Annotated in this window: 13 protein-coding genes and 1 tRNA gene; 2 read left to right on the top strand and 12 right to left on the bottom strand. The window is 56.4% G+C overall.

Features of this window, described 5'->3' with window-relative positions; translation table 11 throughout:
• Nucleotides 1-2: 2 nt before the first annotated feature.
• Genes tilS through E8D52_16470 form a run of 8 tightly spaced genes read right to left on the bottom strand, consistent with a single transcriptional unit; the run spans nt 3 to nt 8589 of the window.
• The gene (gene tilS / locus E8D52_16505; GenBank protein ID TKB65981.1) at nt 3-1478 is read right to left on the bottom strand and encodes a tRNA lysidine(34) synthetase TilS; all 1476 of its coding nucleotides are present in this window, start codon (nt 1476-1478) and stop codon (nt 3-5) included.
• Nucleotides 1456-2403, bottom strand: coding sequence for a riboflavin biosynthesis protein RibF (gene ribF, locus E8D52_16500; GenBank protein TKB65980.1), 948 nt, complete (start codon nt 2401-2403; stop codon nt 1456-1458). Before ribF ends, tilS begins: the two co-directional genes overlap by 23 nt.
• Before the next feature lie 6 nt (nt 2404-2409).
• A complete protein-coding gene (hemB, locus tag E8D52_16495; protein ID TKB65979.1) occupies nt 2410-3381 on the bottom strand; it encodes a porphobilinogen synthase in 972 nt (323 codons plus the stop codon).
• Nucleotides 3382-3389: 8 nt separating this feature from the next.
• Nucleotides 3390-3917, bottom strand: coding sequence for a CBS domain-containing protein (locus E8D52_16490; protein TKB65978.1), 528 nt, complete (start codon nt 3915-3917; stop codon nt 3390-3392).
• Nucleotides 3832-5397 (bottom strand): uroporphyrinogen-III C-methyltransferase, encoded by a 1566-nt coding sequence (gene cobA, locus E8D52_16485; protein TKB65977.1) that lies wholly within the window; start codon nt 5395-5397, stop codon nt 3832-3834. The genes E8D52_16490 and cobA overlap by 86 nt, the downstream gene beginning before the upstream one ends.
• A gap of 2 nt (nt 5398-5399) precedes the next feature.
• Entirely contained in the window at nt 5400-6341 is a 942-nt protein-coding gene (gene hemC, locus E8D52_16480) for a hydroxymethylbilane synthase (GenBank protein TKB66371.1), read from the bottom strand.
• 33 nt (nt 6342-6374) lie between these two features.
• Nucleotides 6375-7766, bottom strand: coding sequence for a glutamyl-tRNA reductase (locus E8D52_16475; GenBank protein TKB65976.1), 1392 nt, complete (start codon nt 7764-7766; stop codon nt 6375-6377).
• A 31-nt stretch (nt 7767-7797) separates the two neighbouring features.
• Nucleotides 7798-8589 (bottom strand): c-type cytochrome biogenesis protein CcsB, encoded by a 792-nt coding sequence (locus tag E8D52_16470; GenBank protein TKB65975.1) that lies wholly within the window; start codon nt 8587-8589, stop codon nt 7798-7800.
• A 62-nt stretch (nt 8590-8651) separates the two neighbouring features.
• Here E8D52_16470 and E8D52_16465 point away from each other — a divergent pair, with 62 nt between their 5' ends.
• Nucleotides 8652-9455 carry an rRNA small subunit methyltransferase 1 gene (locus E8D52_16465; GenBank protein ID TKB65974.1) on the top strand — a complete coding sequence of 268 codons (804 nt, stop codon included), beginning with the start codon at nt 8652-8654 and terminating at the stop codon, nt 9453-9455.
• Here the strand turns inward: E8D52_16465 and E8D52_16460 are convergent.
• The 4 genes from E8D52_16460 to E8D52_16445 form a co-directional block, all read right to left on the bottom strand.
• A complete protein-coding gene (locus E8D52_16460) occupies nt 9419-9679 on the bottom strand; it encodes a sulfurtransferase TusA family protein (protein ID TKB65973.1) in 261 nt (86 codons plus the stop codon). The genes E8D52_16465 and E8D52_16460 overlap by 37 nt on opposite strands.
• A gap of 149 nt (nt 9680-9828) precedes the next feature.
• Nucleotides 9829-10587 (bottom strand): hypothetical protein, encoded by a 759-nt coding sequence (locus E8D52_16455; GenBank protein ID TKB65972.1) that lies wholly within the window; start codon nt 10585-10587, stop codon nt 9829-9831.
• Nucleotides 10588-10801: 214 nt separating this feature from the next.
• A tRNA-Leu gene (locus tag E8D52_16450) sits at nt 10802-10888 on the bottom strand.
• Nucleotides 10889-10940: 52 nt separating this feature from the next.
• Nucleotides 10941-11153: a hypothetical protein gene (locus E8D52_16445; protein ID TKB65971.1), complete on the bottom strand. Its 213-nt coding sequence runs from the start codon at nt 11151-11153 to the stop codon at nt 10941-10943.
• On the opposite strand from E8D52_16445, the gene E8D52_16440 reads away from it, so the two are divergent.
• On the top strand, nt 11120-12097 hold the full coding sequence (locus E8D52_16440) for a transposase family protein (protein ID TKB65970.1): 978 nt from the start codon (nt 11120-11122) through the stop codon (nt 12095-12097). The genes E8D52_16445 and E8D52_16440 overlap by 34 nt on opposite strands.
• Nucleotides 12098-12392: the final 295 nt, after the last annotated feature.

Here is a 12392-nt window from a genome sequence, read left to right as displayed (position 1 = left end):
GTTCATGCTAGATCTTCGCACGTGAAGACCAGACAGCGTTTCGTAGTAGTGGTGGACGCCCAGCGTTCATCCTGTCGATAGCCAACGACCCACAGGATTCCCTCGGGAGCCACCACCAGAGGAATACGCGATCGGACTGCAATCGGTATCTTCAGATCCATAAAAAAATCCTGGAGCTTCTTTGACTGTCCTCCCATGCCAGAGGGATGAAATCGATCTCCCGGCAACCAATTCCGTACCATCAGTGGCAAAGACACCTGATCGGCATCCACCAGAATCCGATCTTTTCCGAGAGGAGTACACAGCTGGCTACCTGCCTGCTGCTGTACCTGAAGTCGTTGACCCGTTCCAGACCATAGAAGCTCTCCAGGCACAGATAAGAATTCCTGACAGCTGCCGTGCGGTTGTCCAACATGGGAGATCGCTCGTGCTTGAAGCGGAACAAATCGTAGATGGCGATCACTGACAACAACGTGCCCCCCCTTCACATCGAGACTTGAACCAGCTTCCCTCTTTGAGGCCAGGCGAATGATGCGATCAACCATTCGAAGACTGGGGGAGCGAAATTGGTCATCAGTCTGCCGAAAGAGGTTTCGGACACAACGCCGTTGAAGAGATACTGGAAGTTCAAGAAGAGACACCCGATCGATCGTCCAGCCTCCGTCGGATGCTCGTTCCATAGCAGACGAGGAGAGGGCGGTAATCTGTTGATCCAAATAGCGATCGTCTTCCCTGCAGATCTCTGCGAGCCTACAGAGCGCATTGACGCTCGATGGGACCAGCTGAGTCAGAACAGGAATGACCTCCCTCCTCACTCGGTTCCGCAGGTACTGCGGTTTGACATTGCTGGAGTCCTCACGAAACGACACGCCCGCCTTGCAAAGATACGCCAGAATCTCCTGCCGCGTCGTCTCATACAAAGGCCGAATCACATTGTCATCCCGGAACGCTGGCATGCCGGACAACCCAGTCAGTCCCGCACCACGAAGCATCCAGAGCACAACGGTCTCCGCCTGGTCGTTTGCCGTATGGCCCACGGCAATGCGATCGGCACCACATTGCTCAGCAACCTCCTGCATCACCCGATAGCGGATGTCACGGGCCATAGCCTGCACGGATACCCTGCGCCCTTCGGTCTGTAATCCAACCCGTCGAACATGGAGAGAAACTCCGAGCTCTTGGCAAAACGCCTCTACAAATTGTTGGTCCCCCTCAGACTCAGCCCCTCGCAATCCATAGTTACAATGGACGGCTGACAAGGTCAGCACCCAACTTGACCGGAGATGAGAGAGGATCGATAACAATGCGACGGAGTCCGGGCCACCCGAGATAGCGACCACTATATGCTGCCCGTGTTGGAAAAGGCTTCTGGACCGAATCGTTCGAACCACCCGATGCACGAGCGGAGGCCAGGCCATTGTATTGATAGATCTGCTCAAGACCAGGTTCAGGGATTTATCGCTTTCCGATTGTTTCATGATATCGACGGAGGATGCCCCTCGCAGAATCCACGTCGGAGGCGATCTGTCGGCTCAACGCTTCTCCACTATTAAACTGTGCGTCGCCTCGGATACGACTGATAAACTCAACCGAGAGCGTGCGTCCATACAGCTCGTGAGTCCCATCCAGAATGGAAACCTCCAATCCCCGCTCACCACCATCAAAGGTGGGTCTCGTACCGATATAGGCGATGGAATCATACCGTTCCTGATTCAGGATCGTGACGGAAGCATAAATCCCGTCAGCCGGAGCCACACGGCCTGGAGGCAGTCGAAGGTTCGCAGTCGCACATCCAAGCCTTCGCCCTCTCCCCTCGCCCGGAGCGACAACTCCGCTCAGCGCATAGTGTCGGCCAAGTAACACTGCCGCTTGATCAACCTGTCCGGCGTTGATCAGCTGCCTGATTCTCGTCGAGCTGACCACTCCTCCATCGATCATCACCGGAGGAGTCGGATGGACAACAAAACCGAATTGCTTGCCGAGCGCAATCAAATCATCGATCTTCCCTACTCGCTTGTGGCCAAAGGCAAAATGTTGTCCAACAAACACCTCTTTCAGCCCAAGTCCCTTGGAAAGAACCTGCTCGGCGAATATCTCCGGAGAGAAGGCAGCAAAGGCTTGCGTGAACTCCAGGGAGACCACTTCATCGATTCCCGCTTGTTCGAAACGAGCACGTTTTTCGTCCGCACTCGTCAGGAACCGCAGATCAACGTGAGGCGCAAGAATTTTCACCGGGTGAGGATCGAACGTCAAGACGACGGCAGTTCCCCGAGCAGCGCGAGCCGTCTCGACCACTTGTTTCAAGAGCGCATGATGCCCGAGATGATGCCCATCGAAATTCCCGATGGTCCCCACTGGATACGGCCGCACGACCTCATCCGAATATCCGCGGGTCACGTTCATCGTCGGTCAACGAAGCAGCTTGACAGCGTCTTTAGCAAAGTACGACAAGATCAGATCGGCTCCTGCCCGTTTGATTGCCAACAGCGATTCCATCATGGCACGTGACTCATCAAGCCACCCCGCCCTTGCTGCCGCCTTAATCATACTGTACTCACCGCTCACCTGATACGCAGCGAGAGGGAGGAGTGTACGAGCGCGGGCCAGCGCAATGATGTCCAGGTACGGTAACGCCGGTTTGACCATGACGATATCGGCACCTTCTTCGACATCGAGATCGATCTCGCGAAGCGCTTCGCGCGCATTCGCCGGGTCCATCTGATAGGACTGTCGGTCACCAAATTGAGGACTGGAAAACGCCGCGTCGCGAAACGGGGCATAGAAACAAGAGGAAAACTTGGCCGCATAGGCCAGAATCGGCAGCTCAGAGAACCCGGAGCGATCTAGTTCGCGTCGGATCGCCGCAACACGACCATCCATCATATCCGACGGCGCAACCATATCGGCTCCAGCCTCAGCATGGGTGCGGGCCATCACCGTGAGGCATTCGAGCGTCTCATCATTGAGAACTTTTCCATCTTTGACGATTCCGCAATGTCCATGGTCGGTATACTCGTCGATACAGACATCTGTGATCACAAGCAATCCCGGCACCTGTTGTTTGACGGCTCTGATCGCCCGCTGCACAATCCCGTTTGGGTCCCATCCGGAACTACCACGCTCATCTTTGCGCGCTGGAATGCCGAAAAGAATGATGGCCGGAATCCCTAAGGCCAGAATCTCTCCCGCTTCTTTGACCAACACATCGATGGAGAGCCGAAATTGGCCGGGCATCGATGCAATCTCTTCACGGCGCCCCTGTCCCTCGACCACAAACAGCGGATAGATAAAATCTGACGGAGACAGCGTCGTTTCACGTACCATTCGACGCAACGATTCATGTTGCCGCAGACGTCGGAGGCGCTGGATCGGAAACCCCATGATCTACCTTACTTTCGTGGAAGGTTCGTCAAGAATACGACCAGGTCGCGAACAGAGATGAGCCCGACCAGCACGCCCTCGCGTGTCACCCCTAAATGACGAAGATGGGATTTCGCCATGAGATCATTGGCATCCAAGATTGTCTTGTTCTCCTCGATCGTCATGATCGGCGCGGACATAATTTGCTCGACCGTGGTCTTCGTGGCATCTGTCCCGGCCGCCACCACCCGGCGCATCATGTCCGTGTCCGTGATGATGCCGATGATCTCACGGTCGTTGGTCACGAACAGACTGCCGATCCCACGGTCACGCATGATGCGGGCAGCCGTTTGTGTATCGGTATCACGAGGCACCGTCACGAACTTTTCTCGAGGAATCATGAACGACTTAACAGGAACCATCTCGCTCTCCCTTCGTGTATAAGGCCATCGCACATGGTGTGTGCGCTCATTACTGCAGCGTTCCCGTGGCAACCTGCTCACGGCTTTCATAATGGTGGGCGATTGCATCCACCAGTGCAGGAATCGTATTCTCATCGGGCATGATCGAGACCGTCAAACCATATTCCTCTGCGGTCTTGGCTGTAATGGGTCCGATGCACGCGATCATGACGGATTGCACGAGCGGCTTCACCGCTTCCGCACCCCCGAGCATCGTAACAAAGTTGCGGACTGTGGAAGAGCTCGTAAACGTGACGACATGAATCCGATGATCCATGAGCTCCTGCCGCCACCCCACGGAATCCTGGCCTGGTGTGAGCGTTCGGTACACGGGTATGACATCAACCTGTGCCCCGGCCGCACGAAGTTCGTCCGGCAAGAGCTCTCTGGCCACTTCGGCCCGAGGGATTAGGATACGGGTGTTTTTTACATCCTGCCGACTCAGTGCGGCTAACACTCCTTCTGCCTGATATTCTGCAGGAACCACATCCGCTTTGACTCCAAACTTTTCCAACTCCTGAGCCGTGCGTGGCCCAATACAGCATAGCTGCCGTCCGGCTAAGCAGCGTGAGTCGTGCCCACGAGCGAAAAGCCTGGTCATGAAACGGCTCACGCCATTGACGCTGGTAAAAATAATCCAATCGTACGTCCTAATCTCGGAAATCGCGTGGTCCACAGGCGCCCAGTCTGGAGGGGGAACGATCGTAATCGTCGGAGCCTCGACCGGTTCAGCACCATAGCTGGCCAAGCGGGTAGCCAACTCACCAGCCTGTTCTTTCGCGCGCGTCATGAGCACACGTATGCCAAAGAGCGGGCGCTGCTCGAACCAGTTGAGCTTCGACCGAAGTCGAACGACCTCCCCTACGACAATGACGGTTGGCGGCTCCATTTTTTCAGCTTCGGCCTTCTCCACAATATCAGCCAATGTTCCGACAACGGTCTGCTGGGAGGCTCTCGTTCCCCACCGAATGATCGCCACGGGCGTAGACCCCGCTCGCCCTTCGGCTAACAAGGTCGCGGCGATCATCGAAAGATTTTTCATGCCCATGAGAAAGACAACCGTCCCTTGGCTCGTCGCCAGCCTCGACCAATCCAGGGCCGTCGAAGGCTTTTCTGGATCTTCATGTCCGGTCACAATCGTCAGCGTAGACGCCAACGTTCGATGAGTCACCGGAATACCGGCATAGGCAGGGGCGGCAACCGCAGCAGTCACCCCAGGAACGATTTCGAATTCGATCTTGGCCGACGCGAGCGCTTCCGCCTCCTCTCCTCCCCGCCCAAAGACAAACGGATCGCCTCCCTTCAACCTCACAACCACGCTGCCTGCGCTGGCTCGTTCAATCAGCAGACGATTGATCGCATCCTGCTCAGGGTATTTCCCTTTGCCTCTCCGTCCGACATACACCCGCTCGGCTTCTTCTCGGGCATGGGCAAGGAGAGCGGGGTTAGCCAGATAATCGTAGAGGACCACGTCAGCCTGCTCAAGACACTCTTTTCCTCGAAGGGTCAACAGACCAGGATCTCCCGGACCAGCTCCGACTAAATAGACCTTGCCCTTCTTGTTTCGTCGTACCATGTTCACGCTGATCCGTAAATCTCCCGGAGAATCTTGTCCCCTCCACGAGTCAGTAATCGTTCCGCCAATTGGACACCGAGAGCGTGCGCCTGCTGAGCTGTCCCCTCAATCTGGTCGCGAAGAACGGTCTTCCCATCGACCGTGGCGACAAGACCATCCAAGACCAACTGCTCTCCGGACAGGGTTGCGTGGGCTGCGATGGGCACCTGACAGCCTCCTTCTAGGCGACACAGGAAGGCTCGCTCTGCGGTCACAGTCGTATGGGTGGCCTGATGATTGAGCCGAGATAAGACGGAACGCACGAAGGCATCGCTCGTCCGACCTTCGATCCCAAGGGCTCCTTGTCCGATTGCAGGCAGACTGAGGATAGGAGAAAGATATTCCGTGATGGCCTGAGACCACCCTAACCGATGCAGACCAGCAGCGGCCAAGACGATGGCATCGAACTGGCCCTCTTTGAGTTTCTTTAATCGCGTATCCAGATTCCCGCGCAGCATCGCGATCTTTAGATCGGGCCTGGCTTGTAACAGTTGTGCCTGGCGTCGAAGGCTCGCAGTCCCGACCGTCGCCCCTAAGGGGAGCGTGCTGAATGAATGCCCTTCTCGGCTGATCAATGCATCACGTGCATCCTCACGTGGAGGCACACAGAGGATGTCGAGACCTTCGGGCAATTGCGCCGGAACATCCTTCATACTGTGAACCGCAAAATCGACCTCACCAGCGAGCAAGGCGTCCTCAATTTCCTTGACGAACAGACCTTTCCCCCCGATTTTTGCCAATGGCACGTCGACGATCTTGTCGCCGGACGTCTGAATTTTCTTGAGCACAACCCGAACCTCGGGCACCACGTCCTGAACCTTGGACTGAAACCATTCACTTTGGCACAGCGCCAACTTGCTTCCTCTCGTTCCCAGAACCAAGGTTGCGCGTTGGCCGTTCGGTATCGACACGATGACACTCTTTTCGTTACCCGTCGATCAGCGGGCTCGTTTACGGACTGCTGTTTCTGAAACCGGATCCTCGGCACCCGACTCTGCAGCGCTCTCAGGATGATACCGCAGCGACTCTCTAGAAGGCTCGATCTGTTGAACAGGCGCAGCCGGTTGGTCGAGAGAGAAAAATCGCCGGGCCGCTTCGACGAACGCCGGACCACTCGAAGAATTGACTTCGGCCTTGAGGGTGACCATCGTGCGATGAATCAATTTATTGGCAATCGAGGAGGCGAGGCCTTCAACCAGTTCACGGTCTTGAGGAGACAGATGCGGCAATCGCGCAAGCACCTTGTCGACCTCCGCCCGCTTCAGGTCGTCGACGTGGCTCCTGAGCGCGACGATCGTCGGAGTGACCTCCAAGGATTTCATCCAATCCAGCATGGTGGTCACTTCTTCCACAACCATCCGCTCGGCCTTCTCGGCCTCCTGCACGCGCCCGGCTCGGTTTTGTTCAACCCGCTGTGTGAGATCATCAATATCGAAGAGAAACGCATTGTCGACGTGGCGAACGGCTGGGTCAATATTCCGAGGAACTGAAATATCGATCAAGAACATCGGACGGTTCATGCGCTCTTCGACCGCACGATGCACATCCTCCGCGCCGACAAGATAATGGGCCGCACCCGTCGAGACCAGCACGATATCCGCCGAAGCCATGTCATCCTTGAACTGATCGAATGGAACGGCCGTCCCGCCGAATTTCGCGGCAAGATCGACCGCATGTTGTGGAGTCCTTGTCGTAATGCGCACATGCTTCACACCGTGAGCAATCAAATGGCGCGCGGCCAGTTTCGCCATTTCACCGGCACCGACCAACAACACCGTCTTCTCGTGAAGATCCGAAAAGATCTTCTTCGCCAACTCGACAGCGGCATAGCTGACCGAGACCGCCATTTCTGCAATTTTCGTTTCGGTCCGCACCCGCTTGGCCACCGAGATGGCCTTCTTCACGACCTTGTTCATGATCACACCGGTCGTTTTATGGGCCAGCGCGACTTCATACGCACCCTTGAGTTGTCCCAGGATTTGAGATTCCCCGATAATCATCGAATCGAGGCTGGCAGCGACTCTGAACAAGTGACCGATCGCTCGATCGCCGGTATGCCAATAGAGGTGAGGGGTCAACTGCTCGGAAGACAACGACAGATGGGTGTCGGCAAGAAACTCCTGAATACGTCCATAGCCGGTTTCGACGTCATCGACAACGGAGTAGACCTCCACTCGATTACAGGTCGAGAGCAGGATGCCTTCCTTGACCCCAGAGTACGAACAGAGACGAGTGAGCGCCTCGCCAAGACGGCTTTCGGGAACCGCCAGTCTCTCTCGAATCTCGACCGGAGCCGTCTTATGACTCAACCCTACGACGATCAGATGCATGTGACCAACAACCACATAAATTGACCAGGCCTTAGGTTTCTTTCAGCACCACACCGACTAATGTGAGAATGACGCACGCGAACCCGATGACCGTCAGATACGCTGCGCGCTTCGCCCTCCACCCGACGGTCAGCCGTCCAAGCAACACGACGAAATAGAAGACCCAGGTGACAAGTGCCCAGATTTGCTCAGGGTTCCAACTCACATAGGATCCACGCGCAAACTCGGCCGAGATGGCTCCCGTGACGATTCCCAAGGTCAGCAAGGGGAACCCCAAGACAATGGATTGCTGATTGAGATGATCGAGAAAGTCGAGCGCCGGCAATTTGCTGTAGAGAACATTGAACTGTTTCGACTTGAGGAGCCGATCCTGAATCAAGTACATCACTCCTGCCACGAAGGCGACGGTAAACCCCACTGTTCCCAACATGCTGAGCGTGACATGAAACCACAAGGTCTTGAACACAGGCTGAAGCGTGGGGACCGTTTCCGGAAGGGCTGCGGACGAGACCAAGGAGACCAGGGCTAAGGGCACCATGAAGGACCCAAGTACATGAATCCGATGGCGAAACTCGACCAGCACAAATACAAGAATGATCATCCAGGAGAAAAACGAAAGGGCGTCCGAAAAGCTGGGCGGCACTGTCGATGAGACCTCAACCATTCTGATAACGAGGCCAACGGTGTGGGAGATGAAGCCGACCGCCGTAATCGCTAATGACACATTTGACAAGGCTTCGGAGCGTCGGAGTAAATAGGCGAGAAACGACATCGTGGCCACGAAGTACAGGACCATGGTGACCATGAAACAAACGGCTGCCATCGGGAATACCCCTGCAGTGACTAGAGACCGAGCCTCGACAAGATAAGCATGGAATTATATCGATGCCGACCAAACAGAGTCAACAAAACGCCGGCGCGGCAATGACTTCGGTCAGCCGGTCACATCGGAGCGGAACGCTTTACGTGGTCGCAGTCCCCATTGGGCATCCCGACGACGTGACCGTGCGCGCCCTTCGGATCCTCAGCACGGTAGACCTAATCGCGTCCGAAGATCCAAAAGTGACGCAACAACTCCTGATGCATCATAGCATTCAGGCCACCGTGACGAGCTACGGGCCCAGAAATCTCCAAGAAAAAGCAGCGGTTCTTTTGCAACGGTTACAGCAAGGCAGTCATGTTGCACTCGTATCGGATTGTGGCTCCCCTCTCGTCTCCGACCCTGGCCACCTTCTCGTAGCCGCTGCCCATACGCATGGCATCCCGGTAGTTCCAGTCCCCGGTCCTTCTGCGATTATCGCAGCCCTGACTGCCGCAGGACTTCCCTGCGACTCCTTCTATTTTCTTGGACATCTGCCGAGCGCCTCCTCACGTATCACCCAACGCCTTCTGGACTCCCAGAAGAGAAATGGTCCAACCGTGGCCTTCTGCACTGAGACAGTGGTCGCGCACATACTGAAGACCCTTGGTGATATCGCTCCTCAATGCACTGTAGTTGTGGCGTACGATTTAACGAAGCCGAATGAGCACTTCATTCGTGGAACGGCTGGTGAGGTCAGTAAGAAACTCGGCTCGACTCGGGGACGGGACGTGACACTCGTTCTTGCAGGGAAAGATGGGACAGAATCAGACGATCAAGACATGCGCCGTGCTCAATCGCTCTCCTCTCGACGGATCAAGACCCGATAGGCCTGGTCGACTCGCTCCTGCGACAAGACCGTATGGCCTTCATTCTGGACGCTACGAGGAACATTGCGGATGGGATCTCCATCATCGAGAAGCACCGACAGCACCTGCCCCTGCTCCAGTGTCTCCAGCTTGAGTTTCGTCTTCACGAAGTTATAGGGACAAATCACGCCGCGAAGATCAAGTTCGGACACCGGTGTATCCGACTCATTCTGATGCTCGTTCATCGTGTCCATTTGCCCAACGCAACAGAAGTTTGTGTCATGACCCTACCAAGAATGATGAGACACTGCATATCAGGCCACAGCCCACATAAAAAAAAGGGGCAGCGATCGCTGCCCCTTTCACCAAGCAACGTTCGGCTCGCCGAATCAACTCACTCCATCCCCTTAACCAGATTTGGCTTTGAGGCGTCAGTCCCATAATCGGACTTGTTCTGCGTCTGATATCCCCATCCCGGTTGCGGCTCACAATTCCAGCAAGGCGCTGCACCGGTAAATTCACCAACGGTCGTATCAATGGTCCCAGTGATTTTTCCTGGAAGGACTGCACCTGGCACACCACCGGTCACCCCACCGCCATTCATCACGATCGCGCGGTCATTGGCCGGGTCAGGCCGCTGTCCCAGTCCGCCGAACCCCTTTCTCGTAGCGACGACATTGGTCACGGAAGCCTCCAACACCAATTTTCTTCCAGTTCCGAACGGCTGCTGTTCAGTCGTTTCTTCCCTGACCTGCACGGTCACTTCGTCTCCGACGTTGAGCTCGCGAATGGCTTGCATGTTCGATCGATCAGTCAGATGCAGTGTCATGACCGTCCGCGCACCATAGCCTGCCTTGCCTTCCTGACCTTCGTCTTGCATACGGCCAGCCCCACCCGTTTCAATCATGAGTCGGTGCTGCGGCAAATCAAGCGCGAAGATACGCCCCATCACGGTCTCCGGCTGGGAAAGCCGATCAAGGAAAGCATTCCGATCGAAAGCCTGAACACGGTTTGCATTTCCAGACACGTCACCGACCCCAGCTCCGACCCCCATGGCCGAGCCACCAGACTGCTGCAGACGTTCTTGGGCCACTGCAACATTCATAGAGCCGATGCACAGGATCGCGGCTCCCAGTGCCAACACGTTACGCATGTGCTGCCTCCTTAATAGAAGTGAAGGAATACACCATTGTGAAGAATCCGGCCAAATTCAGTACGTGCCTTTTTTCATGTCCAGAGATCTGAGGATCTTATCGTTGTCCCTATCACAATCTTATAAGAATTACAACAACCTAGACCGACAGCCCGTTGCCATCTATTCGGAGAAATCGAGAACATCGCCACACACATAAAGCTGACATATTGTGTGGTGCCCAGAGGGAGGGTCGAACTCCCACTCTCTTGCGAGAACCGGATTTTGAGTCCGGCGCGTCTGCCAGTTCCGCCATCCGGGCACACAGTTACGCTTCACGACTGGTGTGTTTTTAGCATGCCGCCGCCGGAGGGTCAATCGGGATCAACCCCAACGGCATCATATGTATACGTCGCGACATTCCCCTGCCCGTCGATCACCTGCGAGAGGCGGCCCAGGTCGTCGTAGATGTAGTGCGCCTGGTCGGCGATCGTCGGCACTGGCTGCAGCAGTGTGAGGCCGAGCGCCATGATGAGGAAACACCGAAGCCACTGTGCGAGAAGCATCGTCATCACGTTGCCATCCATTCGGTTATCCAAAAGATCATGGGAGGACTATGCTGTTGCAGGGGCTGCGCTGGTTCGTTCGATGGTGTAGTGGGCTGTGGCACTGGCTGCGTCGATGGATACAGCCTCGACCACGGACCTCCTGGTCCAGTCCCCGCACCAGCGGCCCAAGCCGCCGGCCGCAGGCGCCACCCAAACCGCGTTGGGTGCGAGACGAGATCGTTCGGCTCAAAGCCCTCATGCCCCATGCGGGCTGCCGCACGATCATGCACACCTTCAACCGGCGCTTCGCGGTCCGTCGGCAGATGACCGTCGGCAAAACCTACGTCGCCGACACCATTCGACGCCAGCAGTACACTATCCTGCATCGGCGCCGAACACTGAAGCATCGCGTGCCGCGCAATCTGATCTGGGGGATGGACCTGCTGACCACAACCGATACCTATGGCCGACAACATCTGGCGTTGGCGATCGTGGATCATGCCAGCCGCGCCGGCTTGTGTGTCCAGCGCCTGACGGACAAGTCGTCGTGGACGATCTGGCACCATCTCGTCACCGCCTGTCGTCAGTATGGCTGCCCGCGCGTGCTGCGCACGGATAACGAGGCGGTGTTTACGTCGCGGGCTCTTCGTCTGGCGCTGACGTGTGTGGGTATTCGCCTGCAACACAGCGAGCCGGGCTGCCCGTGGCAGAACGGCCGTGTCGAACGCCTGATCGGAACCCTGAAACAGTTGTTGGTTCACTATGCGATCACTGATGCGGCGTCGTGTGATCGAGCCTTGCAGCAGGTTCGAACGGTCTATAACCACCTCCGGCCGCATCAGCATCTGTACGGGCGCACGCCCGCCGAAGTCTGGGCAGGGGTCGATGTGTTCGCGCCCACGCGCCAGAGCCGTCGCTGGCTGCGACGGTGGGAGCGGCAGTGGGAACAGTTCACTGAGCTGAGTATTCATGGCCCAGGGTAACGACCGGGAGTCTCCTGCACTGAAAGAGTGCCGTCCGCGCGGCGAACCGTCGCTGCGGGGATGAACCATGTCCGCCACAAGGAAAATCCCCGATATGTCAGAACAAATGTTCAGACAGGGGGTCGTGCGCTGTCGCTCCGCTCTCAAAAATCTGGTCATGACACCTATTCCGCTCGCCCACTCATCAAAAAACTCTTCCCATTTGCAGTGTCCCCCCATCGCGGACACGCGGACGGGACACCGTGAGCCGACTCACCGCATCGTAGCTCTGCTGGGTCTTGTTGCCGACCGGATC

Origin of the sequence: Nitrospira sp., assembly GCA_005116745.1 — a bacterium.
In the GTDB taxonomy this organism is placed as follows: Bacteria; Nitrospirota; Nitrospiria; order Nitrospirales; family Nitrospiraceae; genus Nitrospira_D.
This window is presented reverse-complemented; position numbering and strand designations above follow the sequence as displayed.

What these genes read in the sequence shown, in the direction of transcription:
- E8D52_16455 (TKB65972.1), bottom strand. Translation starts at nt 10,587, where the DNA reads ATGCGTAACGTGTTGGCACTGGGAGCCGCGATCCTGTGCATCGGCTCT.
- cobA (TKB65977.1), bottom strand. Translation starts at nt 5,397, where the DNA reads ATGGTACGACGAAACAAGAAGGGCAAGGTCTATTTAGTCGGAGCTGGT.
- E8D52_16465 (TKB65974.1), top strand. Translation starts at nt 8,652, where the DNA reads ATGCCGACCAAACAGAGTCAACAAAACGCCGGCGCGGCAATGACTTCG.
- E8D52_16490 (TKB65978.1), bottom strand. Translation starts at nt 3,917, where the DNA reads ATGAGAATACGATTCCTGCACTGGTGGATGCAATCGCCCACCATTATG.
- E8D52_16445 (TKB65971.1), bottom strand. Translation starts at nt 11,153, where the DNA reads ATGGATGGCAACGTGATGACGATGCTTCTCGCACAGTGGCTTCGGTGT.
- E8D52_16460 (TKB65973.1), bottom strand. Translation starts at nt 9,679, where the DNA reads ATGAACGAGCATCAGAATGAGTCGGATACACCGGTGTCCGAACTTGAT.
- E8D52_16475 (TKB65976.1), bottom strand. Translation starts at nt 7,766, where the DNA reads ATGCATCTGATCGTCGTAGGGTTGAGTCATAAGACGGCTCCGGTCGAG.
- tilS (TKB65981.1), bottom strand. Translation starts at nt 1,478, where the DNA reads ATGAAACAATCGGAAAGCGATAAATCCCTGAACCTGGTCTTGAGCAGA.
- hemB (TKB65979.1), bottom strand. Translation starts at nt 3,381, where the DNA reads ATGGGGTTTCCGATCCAGCGCCTCCGACGTCTGCGGCAACATGAATCG.
- ribF (TKB65980.1), bottom strand. Translation starts at nt 2,403, where the DNA reads ATGAACGTGACCCGCGGATATTCGGATGAGGTCGTGCGGCCGTATCCA.
- E8D52_16470 (TKB65975.1), bottom strand. Translation starts at nt 8,589, where the DNA reads ATGGCAGCCGTTTGTTTCATGGTCACCATGGTCCTGTACTTCGTGGCC.